A 25984-nucleotide genomic window follows, 5' to 3' on the forward strand; every position below is an offset into this window, starting at 1 on the left:
GCGAAGAAGGGACACCGTGGCTCATCTGCTGATGGTCGAGAGCTGGGTCGGAGCGATGAGCAGGCTGCTGCCACGCGCGATCCGTGAGGGCGGGCACGAGTTCACCTTCCTCACCCGCGACCTGCACCACTACCTGCGCACCGCCCCCGAGGGCACCGCCCACCCCCTGCTCGGCGCCCGCCATGTGCTGACCGCCGACACCAACGACCTCGCCACACTGCTGCCCTACGTGGCGCGGCTGCAGCCGGCGCTCGGCTTCGACGGGGTCCTCACCTCCTGCGACTACTACCTCCCGACCGCCGCCCGGATCGCCGCCCGCCTCGGCCTGCCCGGCCCGGCGCCCGAGGCCGTCGAGAACGCCTGCCGCAAGGACGCCACCCGCCACCTGCTCGCCGCCGCGGGGATACCCGGGCCGCGCTACGCGGTCTGCGCGGACCGCTCCGAAGCCGCCGCCGCGGCCGCGGAGATCGGCTATCCGCTGGTGCTGAAGCCGGTCGACCTGTGCGCGGGGATGTTCGTCCGGCGCGTCGACGACGAAGCGGAGCTGATCCGCGCCTGCCGCGCGCTCGACGGCTTCCCCGTCAACGCCCGAGGGCAGCGCAGGGCGCCCGTGATCCTCCTCGAAGAGCTGCTCCACGGCCCCGAAGTCAGCGTCGAGACCGTCACCTTCGACGGCGGCACCGAGGTGATCGGGATCACCGACAAGAGCGTCGGCGGGGCACCGGCCTTCATCGAGACCGGCCACATGTTCCCCGCGGCGCTGCCGGCGGCCGACGCGACGGCCGCGCAGGAGACGGCCGTCCGGGCGATCGAGGCACTCGGGCTCGACGGCGTCGTCGCGCACACCGAGATCAAGCTGACGCCGGACGGCCCCCGCCTGGTCGAGGTCAACCCCCGCCCCGCGGGCAACCGCATCACCGAACTGATCCGCCACGTCACCGGCATCGACACCGCCGCCGCCTGTGTGGACGTCGCCCGGGGACAGCGGCCCGACCTGCGGACACGGGAGACCGGACTGCGCAGCGCGGCCATCGGTTTCGTGGTGCCGCAGACCGCCGGCGTGCTGGAGGCGGTGGACGGCGCCGACCTCGTGGGCGCGGCGCCGGGAGTACTGGAACTCCAGCTCGCCGAGCCCGGCACGGCCGTCAAGGAGGCCGGCAGCAACAACGCCTACCTGGGACACGTCATGGCCGGTGACGCCGAGGGCCCGGACGCGCGCCGGCGCGTCGAGGCGCTGCTGTCCCAGCTGCGCCCGCGGGTGGTGAACCGATGAACCCGCTCGTCACCCGCACCCCGGACCCCGACGCCCCCGTCCCCGCCGCTCCGTTCGACGCCCCCGCCGCTTCCTACGACGACCTCGTGGCCCGCGTCCTGGACGGCGAGTTCGGGCCCGCCCCGCGCAGCCACCGGATCTCCGTCGCCTTCAGCACCCGCCAGGCCGTACGCCATGACGGCCGCGGCGGCGGCTACCGCAACGAGGTGCTGAGCCTGCGGCTCGCGGCGGCGGTCGGCTCCTGCGCCGTGGAGCCCGGAGAACTGCCGGACGCGGCCGTCGAGGACTGCGTCGGCGCGGACCTCGCCCACCTCCTGGAACACGAGCTGCGGCCCGTGCGGGTGGCCGCCCTCGACGCGTATCTGATGCACGTACGCCCGCACACGCCCGCGAACGGCGCCCGGCCCTGGTCGCTGCCCGCCGGGTCGTCGCTGCGCAAGTCGCGGGCCAGGGCGCGGGCGGTCACCGCCCTGGTCGATGCCCCGCCCGGCGCCCGGGTGCTCGTGGTCGGCGTCGTCAACTCGCTGCTGGAGGCGCTGCGGGAGCGCGGAATGCCGTACGTGCCCTGCGACCTCAAGGGCGGCACGACGGAGTGGGGCGAGCCCGTACGCACCGACGCGCTCGCCGAGGCGGAGCGCTGCGACGCGGTCCTCGCCTCCGGCATGACGCTCGGCAACGGCAGCTTCGAACCGCTGCGGGAACACGCCCGGCGCCACGGCAAACCTTTGGTGATGTTCGCCCAGACCGGCAGCGCGGTACTGCCGCGGTTCCTCGGCTCGGGGGTCAGCGCGGTGTGCGCCGAGCCCTACCCGTTCTTCTGGCTCGACGGCGGACCGGGGCTCATCCACCGCTACGGCACCACGGCACCGGGAGCCGCCCGGTGACCACCGCCGTCGCACCGCCCACCGGCAACCGCGCACTCCTCGGCCTGCTCGGCCGCACCCCGCTCGCCCGCGTCACCACCGACCTGCCCTGCCCGCACCCCGGCTTCTGGGCCAAGCTCGAAGGGCTCGGCGCGGGCGGCATGAAGGCGCGAGCCGCCGTCTCGATGCTGCTCGGCGCCGAGGAACGCGGCGAACTGCGCCCCGGCGCCCCCGTCGTGGAGTCCACCTCCGGCACCCTCGGCGTCGGCCTGGCCTTCGCGGGACAGGCACTCGGCCACCCCGTCGTCCTGGTCGGCGACACCGAACTGGAACCCTCCATGCGCCGCCTGCTGCGCACCTACGGGGTCCGGCTCGAACTGGTCGACCGGCCCGCGGCCGAGGGCGGCTGGCAGGCCGCCCGGCTCGCCCGGCTGCGGCACCTGCTCGCCGAACTCCCCGGCGCCTACTGGCCCGACCAGTACAACAACCCCGACAACGTGGCCGGCTACGCCTCCCTCGCCGCCGAGATGGCAGCCGAACTCGACCACCTCGACGTCCTGGTGTGCAGCGTCGGCACCGGCGGCCACAGCGCCGGAGTCGTCGCCCCGCTGCGCCGGCACTGGCCGCGGCTGCGCCTGATCGGCGTGGACGCCACCGGATCGACCATCTTCGGCCAGCCCGCCAGGGCCCGGCTGATGCGCGGCCTCGGCAGCAGCATCCACCCGCGCAACGTCGCCTACGACGCGTTCGACGAGGTGCACTGGGTCGGCCCGGCCGAGTCCGCCGCCGCCTGCCGCAGGCTCGCCGCCGGCAACTTCGTCAGCGGCGGCTGGAGCACCGGCGCCGTCGCCCTCGTCGCCGCATGGGCCGCCCGCGTCCACCCCGGAGCCGTGGTCGCCACGGTCTTCCCGGACGGGCCGCAGCGCTACCTGGGCAGCGTCTACGACGACGACTTCACCACCGCCCACGGCCTGGACCTGACCCGCGCCGCCGCCCGGCCCGTCGAGATCCCGCACCCGCGGGCGGCGGAGGCGACCGGATGGACACGCTGCCGCACGGTCGCCGACCCGCTCGCACCCCCGGCCGCCGAAGGCCGCCAGGACCCTCCCGCCACCCCGCTCCCCGCCGCGACCGGCCCCCGCCCCGTCCCCACCGCCCCCGCCGCGGAGTCCCCCCGAACCGCCCGCCGCACCACCCGGAAAGAAGCCCCGTGAAGGTCAGCCAGCGCACCGTACGACTCGCCCTCAGCGAACCGCTGCGCATATCCCGCTCCACGATGGCGGCCCGCGACGCCGTCTGGCTCGCCGTCGAACACGACGGCCGGCACGGCCACGGAGAAGCCGTCACCAGCACCTACTACGGCCTGGACACCGCCACCCTCGGCCGGCTGCTGCACACGGCCGGACGCGAACTCGCCCGCTGCACCGACCCCGAGAGCGCGCTCGACGCGCTGCGCGCGGGCGATCTGCCCGCACCCGGCACGCCCCCGGCGGTGACCGCGGCCGTGGAGTCCGCACTCCTCGACCTCGTCGGCAAGCGCGCCGGCGCCCCCGTCCACCGGCTGCTGGGCAGCACCGCGCCGCCGCGCGCCGCCACCGCCCGCACCCTCGGCATCACCTCCTGCCGCGCGGCCGCGGAACAGGCCGCCCGGCTCGCCCGGCAGGGCTTCTCCGTCCTCAAGCTCAAGGCCGGTGCCCCGGACCCCGAGGACGACCTCGACCGGGTACGCGCCGTCCGCCGCGCCGCGCCGCACGCCCGGCTGCTGCTCGACCCCAACGGCGCCTGGCACCCGGCCCTGGCACAGGACCTGCTGCCCCGCTACGCCGACCTCGGCATCGAGGCCGTCGAGCAGCCCCTCGCCCCCGGCGACCCCGAGACGCTGGCCCGCCTCGCCGCGCGCTCGCCACTGCCGGTCATCGCCGACGAGGACGCCGCCGGCCCCGACGACGCCCGGCGGCTGGCCGGCCGGGTGCACGGCATCAACGTCAAGCTCGCCAAGTGCGGCGGCGTCACCGCCGCACTGCGCATCGCCGACCTGATCGCCGGCAGCGGCACCGACCTGATGCTCGGCTGCCTCACCGCCAGCTCCCTGGGCCTCGCCCCCGCCGTCCACCTCGCCGACCGGGCCCGCTGGACCGACCTCGACGGCCACCTGCTGCTCGCCCACGACCCCTGGACCGGCATCGGCGGCACCGACGGCACGGTGGAGGCCGGCCGGCAACCAGGGCTCGGAGTGCGGCCGGTCCGCGATGCGGAGGCCGCACGGTGAAGATCTGGCACGAGATACGCCGGTTCCCGTTCGCCATCCGCCTGTTGCTCATCAACCAGCTCGGCGTGAACACCGGCTTCTATCTGCTCATCCCGTACCTCGCGGTGCACCTGGGGGAGGACCTGGGGATGTCCGCCGCGGTCGTCGGCATCGTGCTCGGCGTCCGCAATCTGAGCCAGCAGGGGCTGTTCCTCATCGGCGGCTCGGCCTCCGACCGGCTGGGCGCGCGCGGCGTCATCATCGCCGGCTGCGCACTGCGCACCGTCGGCTTCGGGCTCTTCGCGCTCGGCGACGGCCTGGCCGTACTCGTCGCCGCGTCCGTCCTCAGCGGGCTCGCCGGCGCGCTGTTCAACCCCGCGGTCCGCGCCTACCTCGCGCAGGCGGCGGGCGACCGCAAGGCCGAGGCCTTCGCCCTCTTCAACGTCTTCGCGACCACCGGAGCCCTGGTCGGGCCGCTGCTCGGCAGCGTCCTGCTGCTCGTCGACTTCCGGGCCGCCGCGCTCACCGCCGCCGCCCTCTTCGCGCTGCTCACCGTCGCCCAGGCCCTGGTGCTGCCGCCCTGTACGGTCGCCCCGGCCGAGAACAGCGTCCTCGGCGACTGGCGCGAAGTGCTCGGCAACCGCGTCTTCCTGGCCTTCGCCCTGGCCATGGTCGGCATGTTCACCCTGCAGAACCAGCTCTATCTGCTGCTGCCCGACGGCGCCCGGCGGGCGACCGGCTGGGACGGCGCGGCCGGTCTCGTCTTCCTCGTCGGAACCGTCGCCAACCTCGCGCTCCAGCTGCGGATCACCCGCGCACTCAAGGGACGTGGCGACCGGGCGCGGTGGATCTGCGCCGGGCTCGCGCTGATGGGTCTCGCCTTCCTCCCGCCGATGGCCGTCGCCGGACCGGCACCGCCGCCCGCCGGCCCCGGCGCCGCCGCGCTGCACGCACTGCCCGTCCTGGCCGGGGCGCTGCTGCTCTACCTGGGCGTGATGATCGCCCAGCCGTTCGTGATGGAACTGATCCCCGCCTTCGGGCGCGCGGAGCTCACCGGCACCTACTTCGGGCTCTTCTACGTGGTCTCCGGCATCGCCGCGGCGGTGGGCAACACCGTCATCGGCTGGGCCATGGACACCGGCGAGCACACCCGTACGCCATGGCTGCCCTGGGCGTGCGCGCTGGCCTTCGGCCTCGCCTCCGCCGCCGGTGTCGGCTGGCTGCACCGCCTCCGGGCCCTGCCGGGACGGACCACCGAGGAAACGACGGCGGCCACGACGGCGGCCACGACGGCGGGAAAGGCGTGACACTCCCATGGACCCCCGGATGAACCACGAAGCCGCCGCCACCGACGACGGAGCGGCCCGGCCGCGAAACGCAGAAGCCCGGCCGCGCCATGACGCATCCCGGCCGCGCCACGAAGTCCCCCCGCCGCGCCACGAAAACCTGCTGACCGACAACCCCGCGCTCTACGAGGCCCGCTTCCCCGACGACGACCGTCTGGCCGGCCGCTGGGCCGAGGACTGCCTGCGACGCCACGGGGCGGGACCCCGCGTCCTGGACATCGGCTGCGGCACCGGACGCGACGCCGCCCACCTGCACGCGGCGGGCCGTACCGTCGTCGCGGCCGACCTCTCCGACGCGATGCTCGCGTACGCCCGTACCCACCACCCGGGGCCGGAGCACGTCCGCGCCGACCTGCGCGGCTTCGACCTCCGCACGGAGCCCTTCGACGCCGTCGTCTGCCTGGACAGCGCCCTGCTCTACTGCCACACCAACGCCGAACTCGACGGCTTCCTGGCCTCCTGCCGGCGCAGCCTCGCCCCCGGCGGACTGCTCGTGGCCGAGATGCGCAACGGCGCCTACTTCCTCGGCCGCACCGACCTGCTCGACACCCCGGCCGTCAACGGCTTCACCTGGCGGGGCACCACCCACACCTCCACCACCACCCTCTCCCTCGACCGCGCCGCCCAGCTCCTGCGCCGCACCCGCCGGTGGACCGCCGACGACGGCACCCCGCCGTACGAACAGCGCTCCGCCTGGCGGCTGCTCTTCCCCCAGGAAATCCGCCACCTCCTCGCCACGCACGGCTTCGAGACCCTCGCCCTCCACGACGGGCCGGGCCCGCGGACCGAACCGGCCTGGCAGGAGGGCCTCGGCCCGGGAGAGACCGCCGACCAGGACCGGCTCCACCTCGTCGCCCGGCTGACCGATCCCGGCTGACCGACCCCGGCTGACGCCCCGCCCGCCGCCCCCTCGCCCCGCCCCGCCTCCGCACCCAGCAAGGACACCGCCATGTACGACGGCCCCCTCGACAATCCCCGCTCTCCCGGCCTGCGCCGCCGCGGCTTCCTCGCCGCGGCCGGTGGTGCGGCCGGACTCGGCGCCCTGGCGCTCACCGGATGCACCGGCCCCGCCGGCGCAACCGCCGGCGGTGGCGGCACGCCCCGCCGCGGCGGGAAGCTGCGCGCCGCGTTCGCCGGGGGCGGCGCGAGCGAGACCCTCGATCCGCACCGGGCAAGCCTCTTCGCCGACGCGGCCCGCGCCAAGGCCCTCTTCGACAAGCTCGCCGACTTCGGGGCCGACCTCGCCGCCGAGCCGCGCCTCGCCGCGTCCTGGGAGCCGAACGACCGACTGGACCGCTGGACGGTGCGACTGCGCAAGGCGTCCTTCCACAACGGCAAGCCGGTCACCGCCCGCGACGTCCTCTACAGCTACCGCCGCATCGCCGACCCCCACCAGGCGTTCCGCGCCAGGGCCTCGCTGGAGCCCCTCGACCTCGCCGCGAGCCGGGCTCCCGACCAGCGGACCGTCGAGTTCGCGCTGAAGCGGCCGACCGCCGAATTCCCCAACCTGCTGGCCGCGTTCGGCGCCTACATCGTCCCCGACGGCGCACAGGACTTCGACCACGAGCCGGTCGGCAGCGGCCCCTTCCGCTTCGTCTCCTTCACGCCGGGCCGCTCGGCCCTCTTCCGGCGCAACGACGCCTACTGGGACGGCGCGCCCCACCTGGACGAGCTGGAGTTCCTGGTCGCCAACGAGGAGTCCGCGCGCCTCGACTCGCTGCTGGGCGGCCAGGTCGACTACGCCCACGAGCTGACGCCGACGACGGCCCGCGCACACGAGGGCAGGGGCCAGATCGAGATCGTACGGCTGCGCAACAGCGCCATGCAGTCGTTCGCGATGAAGACCGACCGCCCCCCGTTCGACGACAAGCGGGTGCGCGAGGCGTTCTTCCTCCTCGCCGACCGCAAGGAACTCGTCGACGGCGCGCTGTCCGGCGCCGGGGAGATCGGCAACGACCTGTTCGGCAAGGGCTACGAGTACTACGCGGACGGCCTGCCGCAGCGCGAACCCGACCTGGACCGGGCCCGCCACCTGCTCAAGCAGGCCGGCGCGGAGGGACTCCGGGTCACCCTCGACACCTCCGCCGTCGCGGCCGGCTTCACGGAGGCCGCCGCCATCTTCCGCGACCAGGCCGCCAAGGCCGGAGTGCGGGTGAAGGTGGCGATGGGCGGCAAGGACAGCTACTGGCAGGACACCCTCGACTCCGGAACGCTGTGCTGCTACCGCTCCGGCGCGATGCCCATCGAGTCGCACTTCTCCCAGCGGCTGCTGACCGCCTCCACCACCAACGCCACCCAGTGGCGGCACAAGGACTTCGACGCGCTCTACCAGCAGGCCCAGTCCACCAGGAACACGCAGGACCGGGCCGCCGTCTACGCGCGCATGCAGCGCCGGCTGCACGCCGAGGGCGGCTTCCTGGTCTGGGGCTTCGCCGACTGGATCCTGGGCACCGCCCGCACCGTCCGCGGGGTGGCGCACCGGGCGCCCGCGAACACGCTCGACTGGGCCCGCTTCGACAAGGTGTGGCTCGCGTGACCGGCCTGCGGTCATGGCTGGTGCGCCGGCTGCTGCTCGGCGCCGGGCAGACCGTCGCGGTCGTCCTGCTGGTCTTCGCCCTCACCGAGGCGCTGCCCGGCGACGCCGCGGTGGCCCTCGCCGGAGACCAGCCCGACCCCGGACGGATCGCCGCCCTCCGCGAGACCCTGCACCTCGACCGGCCCGCCCCGGTCCGCCTGGGGGAGTGGGCGGCAGGGCTGCTGCACGGGGACCTCGGCACCTCGCTGACCTCCGGCCGCCCGGTCACCTCCTACCTCGCCGCCGGCTTCGGGCCGACCCTGCTGCTCGCCGCGCTCACCCTCGTCCTGCTGGTGCCGGCCGCCGGCGGCCTCGGCGTGCTGGCCGCCCGCCACGAAGGACGGCTCCCGGACAGGCTCATCAGCGCGGTCACCCTGGCCCTGTACGCCGTACCGGAGTTCGTCCTCGGCGTGCTGCTGGTCGCCGTCCTCGCGCTGCGCCTGGGCTGGCTGCCCCCGACCGCCGTCGGCTACGGCGACGACCTGCTCGCCCACCCCGCGGCGCTGGTGCTGCCCGTCCTGGTCCTGCTGGCCCGGCCGGTGTGCTCCCTGACGCGCCTGGTCCGCGCCGGCATGATCGACGCGCTGGCCTCGCCGTACGTCGCCCACGCCCGCCGCTACGGCGTTCCCGGCACGCGCATCCGTTACGCGCACGCCCTGCCGCACGCCCTGGGGCCCGCCGCCCAGCAACTCGCCCGCACCGTCGACTGGCTGCTGTGCGGCGTCATCGTCGTGGAGGCCCTCTTCGTGATCCCCGGACTCGGCACCGTCCTGATGAACGCCGTGACGGAACGCGACATCCCCGTCCTCCAGGGCCTGGCCGTCGTCTTCGGCTGCACCGCCGTCGTCCTCAACCTGGGCGCCGACCTGGTCACCCACCGCTTCGTGCCCCGGACAGGGGAGGCGGCATGACCCCGCGGCCGACCGGCCGACGCCGGCGCTTCACCCTCGCCCTGCTGCTCCTCGCCGTACCGCTGCTGCTCGCCCTGCTCGGGCCGCTGTGCGCGGGGGAGCCGGGGCCGCGCGCCGCGTCCTTCACCACCGGCGGCGGCCACTGGGCCGGCACCGACTTCGTCGGCCGGGACGTCTGGCGGCAGGTGCTGCTCGGTGGCCGCCCCGTGATCCTGACCGCGCTCGCGGCGACGGCACTGGCCTACGCGGCGGCGCTGCCCCTCGGCCTGGCCGGCGCGCTGACCCACCGCCGGTGGCTGGAAGAGCTGTTGATGCGCCCCCTGGACGTCCTGCTCGCCGTGCCCTCGCTGCTGGTCGTCCTGCTGGTGGCGGCGGTCCTGACGCCCGGCGCCGGCGGGCTCGCGCTCCTGGTGGCGCTGGTCAGCATCCCCGACGCCGCCCGCACCGTCCGGGCCGCCGTCGCGGAGGCGGCCGCCTCGCCCGCGGTCGAGGCGCTGCGGATGCAGGGCGAGACCTGGTGGCGGATCGCCGTCGGCTACGCCGGCCGTTCGGCCCTGCGCACCCTCGCCGCCGACGCCGGGGTGCGGCTGACCGGCGTGCTCTACCTGGTGGCCACGGCCGCGTTCCTCGGCGTCGGCGCCGCACCGGACGCCGCCGACTGGGCGGTGATGGTCGACCGCAACCGGACCGGCATGTTCGTCCAGCCCTGGGCCGTCGCGCTGCCCGCCGCCTTGATCATGGCCCTGACCATGGGCACCAACCTGCTGTGCGACGCCGCACTCGGCAGCGGCGGCGCCCGGCGACGGGGCCGGGCGGACCGGGCAGCGCGGCCGGACCGACCACCAGGTTCGGACCGACCGGACCGATCACCACGACCGGACCACGCGTCAGGGCCCTCGCACCCTGCATCACGGGCCGACCATCTGCCCGGCCCGCGCCTTGACCACCTGTCTGCCCCGCGTCCCGACCACCTGCCCGCCACCGACGACGCCACGGCGGCCCCCGGGACGGGGCGTACCGAGAAGAGCAGCCCATGAACGCCACCGACGCCGCCCACGTCCGAGACCTCCGCATCGAGATCGACGGCCGGGCCCTCGTCGACGGCGTGAGTCTCCGGGTGCCGCCCGGCAGGATCACCGCCCTGATCGGCGCCTCCGGCAGCGGCAAGACCACCACCGGACGCGCCCTGCTCGGCGAGTATCCGCCCGGCGCCGTGGTGACCGGCCGGGTGAGCGTCCCCGACGGCCTCATCGGCTACGTACCGCAGCACCCCGCCACCGTCCTCAACCCCGCCCGGCGGATATCCGCCCTCCTCCAGGACATCGCCCGCACCCAGGTCCGCCACCTGCCCCGCCGCGCCCGCCGCGCCGCCGTCCGGCAACGCGTACTGCGCGCGCTCGACCAGGCCCGGATCCCCGACGGCGAATCCCTGTTGCGCCGCTACCCCCACCAGCTCTCCGGCGGCCAGCAGCAGCGCCTCGTCCTCGCCCAGGCCCTCCTGACCGGCGCCACCACCCTCGTCGCGGACGAACCGACCACCGGACAGGACGCACTGACCAAGCAGCAGATCGCCCGCCAACTGGCCGCCCTGGCCCGCCAGGGCCGCGCGATCCTGCTCCTGAGCCACGACCTCGACGTGGTCCGTGCCCTGGCCGACGACGTCCACGTCCTGCGCGCCGGCCGCATCGTGGAGTCCGGCCCGCCGGATAGGCTCCAGCGCTCCCCACAACACCCTTGGACCCGCGCCCTGTTCGCCTACACCACCGCCACGGACACGGCCATGGAATCGGCCAACGACGCGGACGCAGCGACGCAGACAGCCACGGACACAGCCACGGATACGGACGCCACCGCCCCCCGCCAAGCCACCGCCCCCGAAACGACCCCCGCCGCCCCGAACCCCGTCCTCCACGTGCGGGCCCTCACCGCCCGCCACGGCAGGACCACCGTCCTGCACCCCGCCGATCTCTCCCTCCCACCGGGCTGCTCGGCCCTCGTCGGCCGCTCGGGCAGCGGCAAGACGACCCTCGCCCGCTGCCTGGCCGGCCTCCACCGGACCTACGACGGAGAAGTCCTGCTCGACGGGGCCGCGTTGCCCCGCAGCCTCCGTGACCGCACCCGCGCACAACTGGCGGCGGTGCAGTACGTCTTCCAGGACGCCCGCGCCGCCTTCGACGAACACCGCCCGGTCCTCGACCAGGTGAGCCGCAGCGCCGTACGGCTGCGCCGGGTCCCCGCCCCCGAAGCACTGGCCGACGCCGAGCGCACCCTGAGCGCCCTCGGCCTGGACGGCGGCCTCGTACGCCGCAGGCCCGCGGAGCTCTCCGGCGGCGAACTCCAGCGCGCCGCCCTGGCCCGCGCACTGCTGGCCCGCCCCAGGGTCCTGATCTGCGACGAGATCACCTCCGGCCTGGACACCGTGGCGCGCCGGACCCTGCGCACCGTCCTCACCGGCCTCCAGCGGACCCACCCGGACCTGTCCCTGCTTCTGATCACCCACGACCCCGACACCGCGGCCCTGGCCACCCACACCGCCGTACTCGACCGGGGCCACCTCGTCGAACAGGGCCCGACCCCCCAACTCCTCACCGCGCCCCGGCACTCCCTCACCACCGCACTGCTGCGACCCGCACCCGATCCGAACGCCGCGTCCAGGGCCGGCCATCCGGATCGTCCGGATCATCCGCTCGTACACGAGGACTGCCGATATGTTTGATCAAACTCTCCTTGATCAACATCGCGAAGGACCACCGCATGCGCAAGCTCACGTACTTCGTCGCCTCGACGGTGGACGGGTTCATCGCCTCCCCCGACTCCGAACACACGATGTTCGCCGAGGGGGAAGACCATGGTGCATGGGTGCTGGAGCGCATGCCGGAGACGGTCCCCACGGCCTATCGGCACCTCGTCCCGGGGCTCTCCGAGACCGAGAACCGGCGTTTCGACACGGTGCTGATGGGCCGCGGCACCTATGAGCGCGGTCTGCGCGACGGTGTCACCAGCCCGTACGGCCATCTGCGCCAGCACGTCATATCCAGGGGTCTGGCAAGCGTCCCGGACCCCGCGGTGGAACTCGTCTCCGGGGACCCCCTGGAGTTCGTACGCGCACGGAAGAAGGAAGAGGGGCTGGACATCTGGCTCTGCGGTGGCGGCAAACTCGCCGCCTCGCTCCGGGACGAGATCGACGAACTCATCGTCAAGATCAACCCGGTCGTGATCGGCTCGGGTGTCCCGCTCTTCGACTCCGCCTACTCGCCGCAGCGCTACCACGCAGTCACGGGCCAGGTCTTCGACAGCGGCGTCACGATCATGACCTACGCCCAGCGCGGCTGACCCGCCGTGCAAGCTCAGCGTGCGGCCGCAGGAAGGTTGACGCACTCCGAACGAATCGGCCTACCCGTGCTCCTCATCCACCAGCCGCAAGGGCAGCGACTTCAGCCCGTTGATGAAGTTCGACACCAGGCGCCGTGGCCGCCCGGCGAGTGTCAGGGCCGGCAGGAGTCCGCTCGTCTCCTCGTACAGCACCCGTAGCTGCAGCCGGGCGAGGTGTGCGCCCAGGCAGACGTGCGGTCCGTCGCCGAACGAGACGTGGGGGTTGGGGGAGCGGGCCGGGTCCAGCCGGTGCGGGGCGGGGAAGGCGCGCTCGTCGTAGTTCGCCGAGCCGTGGAAGACGACCACCTTCTCGCCGGCGCGGATCCGCTGCCCGGCCAGCTCGGTGTCGCGCACGGCGGTCCGGCGGAAGCTGAGCACCGGCGCATGCCAGCGCAGCAGTTCCTCCGCGCACGCCGCCGTCCCCACCGCGCCGGTACGCAGCCCGTGGTAGGTCTCGGGGTGCTGTGCCAGCGCCAGCAGGCCGCCGGGTGCCGCGCTGCGTACGGTGTCGTTGCCCGCGATGGTCAGCAGGAAGAAGAACATCTCCAGCTCGGACGTGGCCAGTTCGTCGTCCGAGGCCAGGACGGTCATCACGTCGTCGCCCGGATGCCGTCGCTTGTGAGCGGCCAGTTCGCGCGCGAAGGCGAACATGTCCTGCAGCATCGCCGGGGAGCGCGGGTCGGCGGGCCGGCCGTCCGGACCCGGTGCGGCCGGGCCCGACTCGTCCGGGTCCTGATACCCGATGACGCGCCGGGTCCAGTCCAGCAGCAGCCCGCGCTCGGTGGGCGGCACACCGAGCAGATCGGCGAGGTTGAGCAGGGTGAAGTCGTCCGTGACGTCGGTGACCAGGTCACGCACCCCGTTCCCCGCCCGTGCGGCGTCGACGGCCGCGGTCAGCAGGCCACGGGCCCGTTCGCGTACCGCCGTCCCGAACCGCTCGACGCGGCGCGGGGTGAAGGCACGGCTGACCAGGCGCCGCAGCCGCCCGTGGTCCGGGGGGTCCTGATTGAGCATCATGCGGCGGATGAACGGCAGATCGGCCGGGTCGGGATCGCGGATCTGGGTGGCGCCCAGGCGGGAGGAGAAGGTGCCCGCGTCCTTGAGGACCCGTACGACGTCCTCGTGCCGGGTGACCGCCCAGAAACCGGGGCCGGCGGGCCAGCCGAGCACCTCGTGCTCCTCCTGCCAGGCCACCGGGTGCCGGTCGCGCAACAGCCGGTACGCCGCGTGCGGCAGACCGTCCGCGTAACCGCGGGGGTCGAAGACGTCCGGGACGTCCGGCCGGGCGGCACTCCCCACGGGCGCGGTCATCCGGCGCCGGGTCCGTCGCCGTCGCCGTCGGCGCGCAGGAAGTCCTCCACGGCCCGGATCAGCTCCAGCGGTGTTTCGTCCATGGCGTAGTGCCCCGCCGAGCCGATCTCGACCAGCTCGCTGTTGGCGTACCACCGCATCCACGTCGCCCGCGCCAGTTCGGCGGTCAGCGCGGGATCCAGCGCCCCGGTGACGGCCAGCGCGGGCACCGCCGCCCCCTCGACCTCGGCGGCGAACGTCTCCCCGGACCAGGAATCCAGCCAGGCCCGGAACGCCTTCGCGTCGCTGCACCGCAACGAGCGCCGCACCATCCGGTCCAGCCAGGCGGCCGGGCGCCGCCCGCCGGTGGTGAGGTCGATGATGGCCCGTCGGTTCTCCGGCGTGTGCGCGGCCGAGGAGAACAGCTCCCACTGCTCGGGCGGCAGCGGCAGCCCGGAGGCGGGGACCGGCGAGATACCCACGAGCCTGCGCACCCGCAGCGGGGCCGCGGCCAGCACCCGCTGGACGACACTGGCACCCATCGAATGGCCGACCACCGAGAACCGGTCCCAGCCCAGCAGGTCGGCGAGCGCCAGCACATCGGCCGCGCCCTCGCCCGAGGTGTACGCGCCGGCCGCGTCCCTGGCCTCGCCGTACCCCCGCAGATCCACCAGCGCGTACTGGAACGCTTCCTGGTCCAGGTCCGGCAGGAGCGGGTCGAAGGCGGACCGGTCGGCGAACCAGCCGTGAACGGCGATCACCTTGTGCGATCCCCGGCCGTGCAGGGCATGAGGCAGTACGAAGGAAGTCACGCGCACTCCAGTGTGTGACGAACTTGCCGACGGCCAACGGCCACGTCCGACCACAGTGGCCATAACCTCCCCGCCCCGCAAGGGCGCCCCGGCCCCGGCACGCCCCGCCCGAGCAGGTGTTCCCGCCGGCAGGCACCGCTCCGGGGGGACGCCTTCCGCCGCGCCCCACCGGCGCGGATGACCGACCGCGCGCCCGGCGCCGCGCCGTGGTTACGATCGGCAGGACAGGTGGGGGCCGTCAGCGCATGAGGTGGACGCCGTGGCCAGGCTGGTCTCCGTCAACGTGGGTCTCCCCAAGGACGTCTCCTGGCGCGGGCGTACGGTCCGCACGGGCATCTGGAAGAGCCCGGTCACCGGCCCCCGGACGGTACGGCGGCTCAACATCGACGGCGACGGACAGGGCGATCTGGCCGGGCACGGCGGCGAGATGCGCGCGGTGATGGTCTACCAGCTCGACTCCTACCGCTACTGGCAGCACGAGCTGGGGCGCGACGACTTCGTCCTCGGCCAGTTCGGCGAGAACTTCACGGTCGAGGGGCTCGCCGACGACGAGGTGTGCATCGGCGACCGCTACCGGATCGGGGACGCGGTCTTCGAGGTCACCCAGCCCCGGGTGACCTGTTACCGCGTCGGCCTGCGGATGGACGACCCCCGGATGCCCGCCCTCCTGGTGTCCCACCGCCGGCCGGGCTTCTACTTCCGGGTCATCGCGGAGGGGGAGGTGGCGGCAGGACAGGACATCATCAAGATCGCCACAGGGCCGGGCCGGATGACCGTCACCGAGGTGGACGGCCTGCTGTACCTGCCCGAGCACCCTCGCGACCGCCTCGAACGGGCACTGCGCATCGACGCCCTGAGCCCGGGGTGGCAGGGCTCCTTCCAGGCCCTGCTGGAGCAGGCGGCGCACGGCCCCGCGGGCACCACCGGCAACGCCGGCCTGCATGCCGAGAACGCCGGCGCCGGGCCGGCATGGGACGGGTTCCGTCCCCTCACCGTGGCCCGGGTCGCGCGGGAGAGCCGCAGCGTGATCTCCCTCTGGCTCGCCGACCCCGACGGCACGCCCCTGCCCGCCGCGGCACCCGGCCAGTACCTCACCGTGCGCCTGGACGCCGGAGTGGACGGACCGGAGCTGGTGCGCAGCTACTCCCTGTCCGGTCAGCCGGGCGGCGACCAGTACCGCATCAGCGTCAAACGGGAGTCGCACGGCGCCGCCAGCACCCGTATCCACACCCGGGTCCGGGCCGGCCGGCACCTGCAGGCCGCCGCGCCCCGCGGCACCTTCACCCTCGCCCCCGGACGGACCCCCGTGATCCTCGCCTCGGCAGGGGTGGGCGTCACACCGGTCGAGGCCATGCTGCGCGCGCTCGCGGACTCCCGGACGACGCGCCAGGTGTGGTGGCTGCACGGGGCGCGCAACGGCGACGACCATGCGTTCGCGGCGGAGAGCAGGCGCCTGCTGGCACAACTGCCCCACAGTCACGTCCGCATCTGCTACAGCCGGCCCCGGCCCGAGGACCGGCACGGCACCGACTACACCGACACCGGGCACCTGTCCGCCGCGCTCCTCACCCGCGTCGGCCTCCCCACCGACGCCGACGCCTACCTCTGCGGCCCCACCGCCTTCATGAACGACCTCACCGAAGCCCTCACGGCGGCCGGCCTGGGCCCCGGGCAGATCCACACGGAGGTCTTCGGCGCCGGGCCCGCGCTCACCCCCGGCATCGCCGCGACCGCGGCCCGCCCACCGCATCCGCCCGCCGGAGCCCCCGGAACGGGGCCCGCGGTGTCGTTCGCCCGCAGCGGCCTGACCGTCCCCTGGAAACCGGAGTACCGCACGCTCCTGGAACTGGCCGAGGACTGCGACGTGCCCGTGCGCTGGTCGTGCCGTACCGGCGTGTGCCACACCTGCGAGACCGGACTCCTGGGCGGACGCGTGGACTACGCCCCCGACCCCGTCGGACCGCCCGCCGGGGGCAACGCCCTGATCTGCTGCTCACGGCCCCGCGGCGACGTGGTGCTCGACCTGTGAACTGTGACCTGTGACGGGCCGGCCGCTGGGCTGGGGGCCGTGACCGCGGGGCCGCGCCGTCGCCCCGACTACATCGGCTCGAGCGACCACGACGACAATTGCCCGCTGCCTCCGCGGAGGCTATGGCTGATCAAGGAGCGGCGGCCGCGGCGACGTGCTGTGCTTCCTTGTTCACCAGGGAGGTCAGCTTGCCGGGCGTCAGCCGGCTGGTGGGGACGGGCAGGGGGCGGCCGTTGAGCTGGACGACCGGGGGCTCGCCCAGGCCGGCGGAGGCGAAGTCGGACTGCGACTGTGCCACCCAGCCCTTGCGCTGGCCGCGGTCGACGCACAGCTGGAACGTGTCCTGATTGATCTTCCCGGCCTTCTTCGCGAGGTCCGACAGCAGGTTCCGGTCCTTGAACGCGTCGTCGGCGGGCGCCGGCTGGTGCTGCCACACCTGGTCCATGAAGGCGGTGAAGCGCCCCTGGTCCTGAGCGCAGGCGGCCGCGGCAGCCGCTTCCTGCGCGCCGCTCCCGCCGTACTGCTTGTCGCTCTGCGTGACCAGGCGGTAGTTGACCTGGAGCTGGCCGGACGCGAGGAGGTGGGAGAGCGTGGCCGCGTAGCGCTGGGCGAAGGCACGGGACTGCGGACTGCGCGGGTCCTCGTACACGGTGAGCGTCACCGGCACGGTCGGCCGGACCGGCAGGTCGAACTTGGTTCCGCCGGCCGGCCCCACCGCGTGCTCCGGCGCCTCCACCGCGGTCGCCTCGTGAGCGCGCGCGAGCTGGCCGACCGCTCCAGCCGCCCCGCAGACCACAGCGAGGCCCACGGCTACCACCCCGTAGAGGCGCCAGTTCCTCCGCGGCGCACCGGCACCCGTCCGATTCGCCTTGCTGTTCTGTTCATCTATCCCCGCAGCGGACAAAGTACGTGCCCTTCATTACTTCCCTCGACGGGCTCGGCCGTCCTGCCGTTCGCGCCGCCGGATGGTGAGCAGCAGCAACCGCTTCGCACGATCGCTGTTCCGGTCATTCGTGCGAGTGTGCCAAAGGGGGAGCTCACAGCCGTCCGGCATGTCGCGCGCGGCTCCATCCGCTCTGACCTCCTGGCCGCCGGGGCATGCGGCGCACGGGGGCCTGCGGGCTGGTCAACCCCGTTTGGGTATTGGCTTCGTGCTCGTTCGGTGAATCCGGTAGTGGGCCCGTCGACGTTGCGCCATTGTCGTCTACGGGCCCGGTCGGGGCGCCAAGGACGTGGGCGGAGCGGATGGAGGGCTGTCATGGGTGAGCGGGAGACGTGGACGACGGAGGAGTTCGGTTCTTCTCACGAGGGTGCGGTCGGCGTGCTCCTGGCCGACGGCACCGTCCCGGGCGCCGTCTACTTCGATACGGGCTCTGGCGCGGGCGGTCAGTCGGTGTCGCAGTGGAGTGTCTACGACGGTCAGGTCGCGCACGGGCCGCGGGCGCCGGCACTGCGCGCGGTGTGCTCCTGCGGCTGGAGCGGCCCGGAACATCGCCTGGACTGGGACGTGATCGGCGAGGAGGAGCTGGTGGAGGTGGCTCACGGTACGGCGGACACCTGCCTGGAGGACTGGGACACCCACACCGCAGACGTCGAGCAGTCGGCCATCCCCTTCCCGGAGACGGTCACCGCCTTGCTGGACCAGTTGCAGGAGGAGATCGAGAAGCTGGCGAAGACCTCCTCGCTGGCGGCTGTACGGGCCGCCCGCCGGCTGGAGGTGGCCGCCGCGCGGGTCGGGTACTGGCCGGCCCATGAGGCTCGGCAGGACACGACAGCCGAACGGGCCGCCGCGGCCCTCGGCCTGGACGAGAACGCTGCCCGCAAGCTGATGGCCCGCTTCGGCGGCTGGAGCCCCTACAGCTGATCACCGCCCCGAAAGGAACCTCGACGCAGACCTCGACCGCAGCGCGATCCGCACCTGACCCGCAGACGAACGGCCGGCCCGCGCCGTTGTTGAAGTGGCCGTCGGGCGCGGGCGGCGTATCGGCCCCCGCTGTCACCGGCCTGCTGCCGGCTCAGAGACAAGACCTGCTCATGTACAGGGCTTGCTCGCCCGATGAGGGTGTGCCGTCGTAGAGCGCCATGTCCAGTCCGCAGAAGCTGAATCCCATGCGCCGGTAGGCGTGGATCGCTGGGGCGTTGATGTTGGTGACCTCCAGCCAGATGTGCCTGGCACCGCGCTCACGGGCAAACTCGGCGGCGTGGCCCACCAGGGCACGGCCGACGCCCTGGCCACGGTGGGCCGGAGCGACTTCGATGTCCTCGATGGTCAGCCGCCCGTTCCACGGAGCGTAGGAGACAGCGGCGAAGCCCGCCAGACCACCGTCAGCGCCGATGGCGACGAAGGTACGGCTGTTCGGGTCTTCCCCGGCCGCGGGGCTGTTGCCGTCGTCGGTGTCCTCCGCCGGGAAGACTTTGTGGATGGGCGGGTCCACCGGGATTTCCTGGAGGACGAACCCGCCTTCGGTGACGGCCACGTGGAAGATGGTGCGGGTGGTGAAGGATCCATCGAGTGCATCGATCGCCTCGGTGTCCTCGGGCCGGGCAGTGCGGAACTCGTAGTTCATTGTGTCAACGGTCGTCATGGCATGAACCTATGACCAGTCCGACCGGCCTGGATCGCGTTTCGGGCAGCGCCGGTGCAGCCCACCGCATCGTCGGCAACAGGTGAGGCCATCGCTGGTTCGCGTCTCCGGCGGATGCCGGCGTGTGCTGCTGTCCCGTCTCAATCGGTCTGGTCCGCGGCTCAGCTCACTGGGAGGAGACCTTCTGGACGGTGGTGTCGTCGGGGTCCAGCCGCCGTCCGTCCTCGGCCAGCACCTCAAGCGCGCGGAGGCGATGCCCCTGGCGGCGGTCGACCAGCTGGGAGTGCGCTTCACCGGGGGCGAAGAAGTGCTGTTCGCCCCACTGCCGCAGTGCCACGATGACGGGGAAGAGCGCCTCGCCCTTCGACGTCAGTACGTACTCCCGGTAGGCGCTGCCGTCCGAGGCGGGGACGGATTCGAGGACGCCGCCGGCGACCAGGCTGCGCAGGCGTGCGGTGAGGATGTTCTTCGCGACGCCGAGGCTGCGCTGGAACTCGCCGAAGCGACGGCTTCCGTCGAAGGCGTCCCGCACGATCAGCAGGGACCACCAGTCGCCGATCGCGTCCACCGACCGGGCGACGGGACATTCGCTGCCGTCGAAACGCGTCCTGGTCACCATGGTGCCTCACCCTCATCCCTCAAGCGGTTGCAACATGCTACCAAAAGCCCTACGGTCACCCTCGTCGCCTTTGGTAGCAAGATGAAACCAGATTCAGGGGGAACCGCCGATGCACGACAACCGACCAGGCCACGGTCCCGGCACAGATGAGGCGGTGCCACGTCACGGGTGCCGCCCGCCCCGCACCGGGCCCCGACGCGGGGAAGCCTCCGCTTCTGCCCTGTCCCGTGGCGTCGTCATCCTGTTCGCCTTCGCCTGTGGAGCGGCGGTGGCCAACGTGTACTTCTCCCAGCCGCTCCTCGTCACCATCGGACGCGATCTCGCCATGAGCCCGGCTCTCGTCGGCAGCGTGGTCACCCTCACGCACATCGGATACGGACTGGGACTCTTCTTCCTCGTACCGCTGGGCGACACGACCGACCGCAGACGGCTCATCGTGGCCCAGTTGCTGCTCCTGGTGGCAGCGCTGGGCGTGGTGGCCGTCGCTCACTCCGCTGCGCTCCTGCTCGCGGGCATGGCCGCGACGGGGCTTCTCGCGGTCGTCACGCAGACGCTGGTGGCCTTCGCGGCCTCACTGGCCCCGCCCGCCGGGCGTGGACGGATCGTGGGTCAGGTCACCAGCGGCGTGGTGATCGGCATCCTGCTCGCCCGCACGGCCTCCGGCCTCGTGGCCGACCTCGCGGGCTGGCGCGCCGTCTACCTCGCCTCGGCGTCCCTCACCGCTCTCCTCGCCCTGGTTCTGCACCGAGTACTGCCGCGTCACGGTGCCGCTCCGCCGGCACCCCTGCGTTACGGACAGCTGCTGCGCTCCACGATCACCCTGTTCGCGCGGGAACAACTACTGCGGCTCCGGGCCCTGTTCGGTCTGCTGATCTTCGCTGCCTTCAGCACTCTGTGGAGCAGCGTCGCACTGCCGCTCAGCGAGGCCCCTTACCTCCTGCCGCACAGCGCGATCGGTGCGCTGGGACTGATCGGTGTCGCCGGCGCGCTGGCCGCGACCGCGGCGGGCCGCCTGAACGACCGCGGACTCTCCCGCCCCACCACCGGCATCGCCCTGACCCTGCTCACCGCTTCGTGGCTGCCCCTGGCCTTCACCCGCAGCTCGCTGTGGGCCCTGGCCCTCGGGGTGCTCCTGCTCGACCTCGCCGTGCAGGCGGTCCATGTCACCAACCAGGCCCTGATCTACGCCCTGCACCCCGAAGCGGGCAGCAGGCTGATCGGCGGCTACATGGTCTTCTACGCGATCGGCAGCGCCACCGGCGCCCTCGCCGCGACCTCCCTCTACACGGTGGCCAGCTGGGGTGCCGTATGCGCACTCGGTGCCGCGTTCAGCTCCCTCGGGCTCGCCCTGTGGACCTTCACTCGGCACAACACCCCAGACCCAGCAGCCAAGTTGACCGCTGAGTGAAGCCTGCGCGTTCTCGCCGCCGAAGCCCGCGCTCCGGACGGCACAGCGCGCACGCCACCACCCCGACCGGTCACCCGCCCCGAGGCTACGCGGCGGGTGACCGGTCGGTCGGGTACGGGGCTTCCCGACGGTGCCCTGGGTCTGGGACCGGGTCATGCCGGACGAGCCGTTCACCGTCCGCTCACTTCCGGGCAGCCACGGCCCGCTCGCCGCTCGGCAGGGTCCGGGACCGGCGACTGACCGATGGTCGGTTCCTGCTGGCCGGTGCTGCTGAGCGCGACCCTCGTGCAGGCGCTCAACGTCACGATCGTGCGGCTCACCGTTTCCGGGTCCCGAGCCCGGTCGGGCGGTCGGACGATCGGGTCAGCGCAGTCCGGCGAAGAGATCGTTCTCGGGTACGGCCGCGCCGGTGGGGTCCTGGACACGCAGGAAGGTCTCCATGCCCATCAACTCGCCGAACCTCTCCTTGCCCATCTTGAGGAAGAAGATGTTCTCGCCCTGGCTGGCGTGTGCGGCCAGGGCGTCGAACTTCTGGCCGCTGAACGCGGTGGTGTCCACCCACGTGGTGATCTCATCGTCGGGCAGGCCGATCTCGGCCATCGCGGCGGCCTCGGCGGGATCCGGCTCCGGCATGTCCGCATCGAGCTCGCGCATGATCTCCCCGAACCGCTGCATCCCCGAGCGGGGCATCGTCGTCCAGTACACCTTCGGTGTCAGCGAGGCCATCTCCAGCGCCGCCATCGTGATGCGGTGGGCCTGGATGTGGTCGGGGTGGCCGTAGAAGCCGTTCTCGTCGTAGGTGACGACGACATCGGGGCGGTAGTGCCGCATGAGCTCCGCGAGTCGGGCGGCGCTTTCCTCCACGGGGGTCTGCCAGAAGGAACCAGGGGCGTCGTTGCTCGGCCAGCCCATCATCCCGGAGTCGGCATAGTCCAGCATTTCCAGATCGCTGATCTTGAGGGCTTCGCAGCTCGCCTCCAGTTCTTGGCGACGCATCGAGGCGACGGCCGCGGGATCGTGCTCGGGGTCGCCCGGCTTGGCACCCCCTGGCCCGTCACCGCACCCGCCGTCGGTACACGTCACGAGAACCGTGCGGATGCCCTCCGCCGCGTACCGCGCGAGGACCCCTCCGGTTCCGGTGGCCTCGTCGTCGGGGTGGGCATGCACCGCCATGAGCGTCAAGGGCCGGTCAGTCATGAACAAGTCCTCCTGCGGAAATGCTTCCTGGTCAGAGCGCGCGGCGGGTGTACCGCGATCCCGGGGCTCCGGATCCTTTCGGGGCGAATGATCTTGTTCGCGCCGAGCGTCGCCGGTCCCTCGGTCGATGCAACAGCGCCGGCGTGACGGTGATTCCCAGCGGGTCGCGGCTACGGGCCTGGCGGCAGAGGGGCGGCCGCCGCGTACGGCACTGAGCACCCGCCCCGGGAAACGGACATGGCCACCCCGAAGCCTTTGACGACCGTGCCACCACGCTTCCGGCGCACGTCCGACGGCCCACGCCCGACGGTCCACGTCCGACCGCCGCGCCGCGCGGGCTCAGGGGGTGGGCAGGCCGCCCGGGCGGGCCGGGCGGCCGAAGCGGACCGGCACGCCGGGGGAGTACAGCACGCTCACCGGAGGGCCGGCCGGCGACGGCAGCCCGGCGGCGGTCACCAACTCGTCCTCGCAGTGCAGGAGATCGGCCCGATGCAGCGGCCAGCGCGGGTGGGTGTTGGGCAGATACACCGGCCGTCCGAAGAAGGCGTTGTGCATGCCCCAGCGGGCGGTCAGGAAGTGTTCGAGGGCGGTCGGCTCCTCGATCCGCTCGCCGATGCGCACCGCGATCCGGCAGCGTGCCCCGCGCGGCCCTGGCCAGCGTCGGCTGCTGGTGTAGCTGATGGTGTCCGCGTCACGGTGGATCGCCATCCCGGCCCACACGTAGGGCATCCGGAAGGCGCTGCGGGCGACGGCCACCGGCAGCAGCCGCGAGGCCTCCAGCGAGAGGAACACCACGCCGCGCCGGCCGTGCCGGTCCACGGAGTAGAGCCGCACGTTGGTCTCCGGAAAGGTGCCGAGGTACGGGATGCCCGGCATCCTCCACCAGCCCACCCGGTGCATCCGGAACGCCACCAGGCCGATGTAGGTGAGCCCGTCATGGGTGTCCGGCACGGTCCCGGCCGGCAGCAGCGGCGCCACGTCCGCGGGGTCGGCGGCCCAGTGCAGGAACGACAGGTCGAGCCAGGACTGGGTGAGCAGCGTGTCCGGAACCTCGCGCGCCGGATCGGGTGTTATCGGCTCCGCGGGGGCAGGGGAGAGCGACATCGGGTCAGCCTCGCACACCTCTGCGACCGTCGTCGCCAGAGACCCTTCGGCGGCTGCGAGGCAGTCCCGACGGGTCGGCGGAAGCCGCTATGCGGGGGCGTCGCCTTCCCAGATCTGCCGGGAGGCTTCCAGCGGGTAGAGGGTGTCGGAGGGTGGGAGGTTCCACACTCTGGTGGTCGGCTCTTCCAGGGTGAAGCGCGGCCAGCCCGGGTCGCCGGCCGCGGCGAACGAGGTCCAGGCAGCGCGCAGCCGGCCGGACAGGCCGGCGAAGTCGGCGGGCGGCGGTGCACCCAGAAAGCGGGCGGCAAAGCGGCTGGTGGCGTTGCCGAAGGTGAACGGGACGTCGATGCCGTGGGCGGCGCCCAGAGTGGGGCCGTGCCAGGTGAAGTCGTACAGCCAGGTGCGGCCGCCCGCGCGGGCGTGGGCCCGGGCGACCCGGGTGGTCGGCATCCGTACGAGGGCGTCGGACAGCACGACCGTGAACAGGTCGGTGTCGGTGAGCCCGGGGTGGGCCCGGCGGTAGGCGGGGGCCGCCTCCTTGCCCAGGCCGACCGCCTCGGCGACCAGCTCCAGGTCGACTCCCGTCGCGGGGGCCGGGCCCTGGCCCCGGTACTCCTCGTGGGTGAAGCCGCAGATCAGGTCGACGTCGCGGCCCGCGCCGGTGTCGAGGGCGGCCCAGGGCTGCCCGGTCACCAGGTCGCCGTCGATGACGGGGCCGAAAGCGCTGAACCCGTCCTCGCGAGTCCGCAGCGGGGCGTCCTGGAGCGCCAGAAGCGCCTCGGGCGGCAGGCCGGCCAGCCCGTCCCACGTCGCCGGGACACCGGCGGCCCGCGCGATCGTGGCAGTGATCGTCTCTGCCTCGGTGTGGGTGCGGACCCCCGCCGGGATGCTCTGGGCGATCGCCCGCCGGAACAGGCCCCGCGCCGCGGGCGCGGCCATGAGCAGGGCGGCGGAGGCGGCGCCGGCGGACTGTCCGAACACGGTCACGTTGCCGCTGTCGCCGCCGAACGCGCCGATGTTGTCCCGCACCCATTGGAGGGCGGCGATCTGGTCGTGCAGCCCACGGTTGTCCGGCACGCCGGGCAGGTGCCCGAACCCTTCAAAGCCGACCCGGTAGTTGAAGGTCACCACGACGACCCCGGAGCCGGCGAGCGTGCCGGCGTCGTAGTGGGGCATGCTCGCCGAGCCGTGCTTCCACAGGCCCCTGTAGATCCACACCATGACCGGCAAGCCGGCCGCACCGGGGTCCGGGGTCCACACGTTCACCGTCAGACAGTCCAGCCCGTCGCCCGGCCGCCACATGGCCGGGGCGCCGGGCGCCGGGGCCGACTGCGGGGGCGCGGCCCCAAAGGCGAGAGCGTCGCGGACTCCGTCCCACGCCGCAGGCGCAGTGGGGGGCCGGAACCTCAGCGGAGCCTCGGGCGGCGCGGCGAAAGGGATCCCCCGGAAGCACGAGATCCCGTCCCGGCCGGCCCCGCGCACCTTCCCCGCGGACGTCACCACCACCGGATTCATCCAGCCCTCCTCAACCAAGACGGGCCTCCTCAACCAAGACGAGCCTCTTCGGCCAAGCCAGCCCTCCTGGGCCAAGACGGGCCTCCCGGCCACGACAGGCCGGCCCGATTCTATGGATGGGGATGCCGGCCGGCCTCATACGCCTCGCTCGGAACCGGCGCGCCGGGTGGGGGCGAGGGGGCTGCTCAGTCCTTGACGATCCCGCGCGGCGGCATCCAGTGGTGAACCGTGAAATCGCCCTTCTCCAGGGTCTCGAACGGAGCGGAACCCAAACATGCGCCGACGCTGTTCTCCGGCAGACCGTCCATGGCCCAGCTGTAGCCCAGCCGGTCCCTCTTGCCGTCGTCCAGCACGGTGAAGCCGAACCGCTTGCCCTTCAGATCACCGATCTCCGGCATGCCCGGCGCGCTCTGGAAATGCGACTCCTCCACGATCCCGGTGGCGACGGCCACCGGACCGCCGGTCACCAGACAGTCGATACGGCCCTTGAAGTAGCCGCCCCACTGCTTGCCGACGTGATGGCTGGCGTAGAAGGTGCCGCGCGCCTTCTCGCCGAACCCATGCGCGTCAAAGGCGAAGTGGACGTTGTCGCCCGGCTGACGCTTGAGCTTCGCCGACCCCTTGAGCAGCGGTTCGTCGACGGTGCGCCGGGCGGTATGTGCCCCGGCCTCGGCGGGGGCTCCGGCAGTGGCCCCGGCCGCGGTGGCCGCGCCCATGGTGCCCAGGGCGAGTGCGGTCGCCGCGCCGACGACGAGGGTCGTGGCGGTGACGAGAAAAGAGCGGCGCCGGACGGGGGTGCGGAGCATGGCTTCCTCCAACGGGAAGGGCGTCGAGCGG

Annotated in this window: 22 protein-coding genes and 1 pseudogene; 14 read left to right on the top strand and 9 right to left on the bottom strand. The window is 73.3% G+C overall.

The annotated features are described in order from the left end of the window. The first annotated feature begins 16 nt into the window (after positions 1-16). The 11 genes and pseudogenes from K7396_RS35325 to K7396_RS35375 all read left to right on the top strand — a co-directional run bounded on the left by K7396_RS35325 (position 17) and on the right by K7396_RS35375 (position 12549). On the top strand, positions 17-1273 hold the full coding sequence (locus K7396_RS35325) for an ATP-grasp domain-containing protein (RefSeq protein ID WP_152104928.1): 1257 nt from the start codon (positions 17-19) through the stop codon (positions 1271-1273). Continuing rightward, on the top strand, positions 1270-2157 hold the full coding sequence (locus K7396_RS35330) for a Rossmann-like domain-containing protein (protein WP_152104927.1): 888 nt from the start codon (positions 1270-1272) through the stop codon (positions 2155-2157). The genes K7396_RS35325 and K7396_RS35330 overlap by 4 nt, the downstream gene beginning before the upstream one ends. Beyond that, on the top strand, positions 2154-3350 hold the full coding sequence (locus K7396_RS35335) for a PLP-dependent cysteine synthase family protein (RefSeq protein ID WP_152104926.1): 1197 nt from the start codon (positions 2154-2156) through the stop codon (positions 3348-3350). Before K7396_RS35330 ends, K7396_RS35335 begins: the two co-directional genes overlap by 4 nt. Further along, a complete protein-coding gene (locus K7396_RS35340; protein ID WP_152104925.1) occupies positions 3347-4405 on the top strand; it encodes a mandelate racemase/muconate lactonizing enzyme family protein in 1059 nt (352 codons plus the stop codon). The genes K7396_RS35335 and K7396_RS35340 overlap by 4 nt, the downstream gene beginning before the upstream one ends. Next, positions 4402-5691 carry an MFS transporter gene (locus tag K7396_RS35345; protein WP_152104924.1) on the top strand — a complete coding sequence of 430 codons (1290 nt, stop codon included), beginning with the start codon at positions 4402-4404 and terminating at the stop codon, positions 5689-5691. The genes K7396_RS35340 and K7396_RS35345 overlap by 4 nt, the downstream gene beginning before the upstream one ends. 19 nt (positions 5692-5710) lie before the next feature. Then, positions 5711-6607: a class I SAM-dependent DNA methyltransferase gene (locus K7396_RS35350; protein ID WP_152104923.1), complete on the top strand. Its 897-nt coding sequence runs from the start codon at positions 5711-5713 to the stop codon at positions 6605-6607. Between the two features lie 72 nt (positions 6608-6679). Beyond that, on the top strand, positions 6680-8266 hold the full coding sequence (locus tag K7396_RS35355) for an ABC transporter substrate-binding protein (RefSeq protein ID WP_086721086.1): 1587 nt from the start codon (positions 6680-6682) through the stop codon (positions 8264-8266). Continuing rightward, on the top strand, positions 8263-9216 hold the full coding sequence (locus K7396_RS35360) for an ABC transporter permease (RefSeq protein ID WP_086721087.1): 954 nt from the start codon (positions 8263-8265) through the stop codon (positions 9214-9216). The genes K7396_RS35355 and K7396_RS35360 overlap by 4 nt, the downstream gene beginning before the upstream one ends. Further along, a pseudogene (locus K7396_RS35365) lies at positions 9213-10046 on the top strand (ABC transporter permease subunit); the annotation flags it as partial. The gene K7396_RS35360 and the pseudogene K7396_RS35365, both read left to right, overlap by 4 nt. Positions 10047-10249: 203 nt before the next feature. Next, positions 10250-11932 carry an ABC transporter ATP-binding protein gene (locus K7396_RS35370; protein WP_152104922.1) on the top strand — a complete coding sequence of 561 codons (1683 nt, stop codon included), beginning with the start codon at positions 10250-10252 and terminating at the stop codon, positions 11930-11932. A gap of 38 nt (positions 11933-11970) precedes the next feature. Then, on the top strand, positions 11971-12549 hold the full coding sequence (locus K7396_RS35375) for a dihydrofolate reductase family protein (RefSeq protein ID WP_086721688.1): 579 nt from the start codon (positions 11971-11973) through the stop codon (positions 12547-12549). Between the two features lie 60 nt (positions 12550-12609). On the opposite strand, the gene K7396_RS35380 is transcribed toward K7396_RS35375, so the two are convergent. Next, on the bottom strand, positions 12610-13899 hold the full coding sequence (locus K7396_RS35380) for a cytochrome P450 (RefSeq protein WP_086721680.1): 1290 nt from the start codon (positions 13897-13899) through the stop codon (positions 12610-12612). Next, positions 13896-14690, bottom strand: a complete 795-nt coding sequence (locus K7396_RS35385; RefSeq protein ID WP_086721681.1) for an alpha/beta fold hydrolase — start codon at positions 14688-14690, stop codon at positions 13896-13898. The genes K7396_RS35380 and K7396_RS35385 overlap by 4 nt, the downstream gene beginning before the upstream one ends. Positions 14691-14949: 259 nt before the next feature. On the opposite strand from K7396_RS35385, the gene K7396_RS35390 reads away from it, so the two are divergent. After that, the gene (locus K7396_RS35390; protein ID WP_086721689.1) at positions 14950-16719 is read left to right on the top strand and encodes an MOSC and FAD-binding oxidoreductase domain-containing protein; all 1770 of its coding nucleotides are present in this window, start codon (positions 14950-14952) and stop codon (positions 16717-16719) included. A 130-nt stretch (positions 16720-16849) separates the two neighbouring features. Here K7396_RS35390 and K7396_RS35395 read toward each other — a convergent pair whose 3' ends face one another. Further along, positions 16850-17527 (bottom strand): DsbA family protein, encoded by a 678-nt coding sequence (locus K7396_RS35395; protein WP_223660340.1) that lies wholly within the window; start codon positions 17525-17527, stop codon positions 16850-16852. 450 nt (positions 17528-17977) lie between these two features. Between K7396_RS35395 and K7396_RS35400 the strand changes: the two genes are divergently transcribed. Then, positions 17978-18583, top strand: coding sequence for a hypothetical protein (locus tag K7396_RS35400; protein WP_086721682.1), 606 nt, complete (start codon positions 17978-17980; stop codon positions 18581-18583). 151 nt (positions 18584-18734) lie between these two features. Here K7396_RS35400 and K7396_RS35405 read toward each other — a convergent pair whose 3' ends face one another. After that, positions 18735-19304, bottom strand: coding sequence for a GNAT family N-acetyltransferase (locus tag K7396_RS35405; RefSeq protein ID WP_086721683.1), 570 nt, complete (start codon positions 19302-19304; stop codon positions 18735-18737). 166 nt (positions 19305-19470) lie between these two features. Beyond that, positions 19471-19923: a winged helix-turn-helix transcriptional regulator gene (locus K7396_RS35410; protein ID WP_086721684.1), complete on the bottom strand. Its 453-nt coding sequence runs from the start codon at positions 19921-19923 to the stop codon at positions 19471-19473. A gap of 109 nt (positions 19924-20032) precedes the next feature. Here K7396_RS35410 and K7396_RS35415 point away from each other — a divergent pair, with 109 nt between their 5' ends. Beyond that, entirely contained in the window at positions 20033-21331 is a 1299-nt protein-coding gene (locus tag K7396_RS35415) for an MFS transporter (protein WP_086721685.1), read from the top strand. Between the two features lie 363 nt (positions 21332-21694). On the opposite strand, the gene K7396_RS35420 is transcribed toward K7396_RS35415, so the two are convergent. The 4 genes from K7396_RS35420 to K7396_RS35435 form a co-directional block, all read right to left on the bottom strand. Further along, on the bottom strand, positions 21695-22528 hold the full coding sequence (locus K7396_RS35420) for a PIG-L family deacetylase (RefSeq protein ID WP_086721686.1): 834 nt from the start codon (positions 22526-22528) through the stop codon (positions 21695-21697). A 339-nt stretch (positions 22529-22867) separates the two neighbouring features. Further along, the gene (locus tag K7396_RS35425; RefSeq protein ID WP_152104921.1) at positions 22868-23632 is read right to left on the bottom strand and encodes a YqjF family protein; all 765 of its coding nucleotides are present in this window, start codon (positions 23630-23632) and stop codon (positions 22868-22870) included. Between the two features lie 87 nt (positions 23633-23719). Continuing rightward, positions 23720-25147 (bottom strand): carboxylesterase/lipase family protein, encoded by a 1428-nt coding sequence (locus K7396_RS35430; RefSeq protein ID WP_086716222.1) that lies wholly within the window; start codon positions 25145-25147, stop codon positions 23720-23722. Positions 25148-25332: 185 nt separating this feature from the next. Then, on the bottom strand, positions 25333-25953 hold the full coding sequence (locus K7396_RS35435) for a hypothetical protein (protein ID WP_086716224.1): 621 nt from the start codon (positions 25951-25953) through the stop codon (positions 25333-25335). Positions 25954-25984 lie beyond the last annotated feature (31 nt).

This window comes from Streptomyces angustmyceticus (assembly GCF_019933235.1).
Taxonomy (GTDB): Bacteria; Actinomycetota; Actinomycetes; order Streptomycetales; family Streptomycetaceae; genus Streptomyces; species Streptomyces angustmyceticus.

What these genes read in the sequence shown, in the direction of transcription:
- K7396_RS35330 (WP_152104927.1), top strand. Translation starts at nt 1,270, where the DNA reads ATGAACCCGCTCGTCACCCGCACCCCGGACCCCGACGCCCCCGTCCCC.
- K7396_RS35350 (WP_152104923.1), top strand. Translation starts at nt 5,711, where the DNA reads ATGAACCACGAAGCCGCCGCCACCGACGACGGAGCGGCCCGGCCGCGA.
- K7396_RS35355 (WP_086721086.1), top strand. Translation starts at nt 6,680, where the DNA reads ATGTACGACGGCCCCCTCGACAATCCCCGCTCTCCCGGCCTGCGCCGC.
- K7396_RS35370 (WP_152104922.1), top strand. Translation starts at nt 10,250, where the DNA reads ATGAACGCCACCGACGCCGCCCACGTCCGAGACCTCCGCATCGAGATC.
- K7396_RS35375 (WP_086721688.1), top strand. Translation starts at nt 11,971, where the DNA reads ATGCGCAAGCTCACGTACTTCGTCGCCTCGACGGTGGACGGGTTCATC.
- K7396_RS35380 (WP_086721680.1), bottom strand. Translation starts at nt 13,899, where the DNA reads ATGACCGCGCCCGTGGGGAGTGCCGCCCGGCCGGACGTCCCGGACGTC.
- K7396_RS35400 (WP_086721682.1), top strand. Translation starts at nt 17,978, where the DNA reads ATGGGTGAGCGGGAGACGTGGACGACGGAGGAGTTCGGTTCTTCTCAC.
- K7396_RS35405 (WP_086721683.1), bottom strand. Translation starts at nt 19,304, where the DNA reads ATGACGACCGTTGACACAATGAACTACGAGTTCCGCACTGCCCGGCCC.
- K7396_RS35410 (WP_086721684.1), bottom strand. Translation starts at nt 19,923, where the DNA reads ATGGTGACCAGGACGCGTTTCGACGGCAGCGAATGTCCCGTCGCCCGG.
- K7396_RS35415 (WP_086721685.1), top strand. Translation starts at nt 20,033, where the DNA reads ATGCACGACAACCGACCAGGCCACGGTCCCGGCACAGATGAGGCGGTG.
- K7396_RS35420 (WP_086721686.1), bottom strand. Translation starts at nt 22,528, where the DNA reads ATGACTGACCGGCCCTTGACGCTCATGGCGGTGCATGCCCACCCCGAC.
- K7396_RS35425 (WP_152104921.1), bottom strand. Translation starts at nt 23,632, where the DNA reads ATGTCGCTCTCCCCTGCCCCCGCGGAGCCGATAACACCCGATCCGGCG.
- K7396_RS35430 (WP_086716222.1), bottom strand. Translation starts at nt 25,147, where the DNA reads ATGAATCCGGTGGTGGTGACGTCCGCGGGGAAGGTGCGCGGGGCCGGC.
- K7396_RS35435 (WP_086716224.1), bottom strand. Translation starts at nt 25,953, where the DNA reads ATGCTCCGCACCCCCGTCCGGCGCCGCTCTTTTCTCGTCACCGCCACG.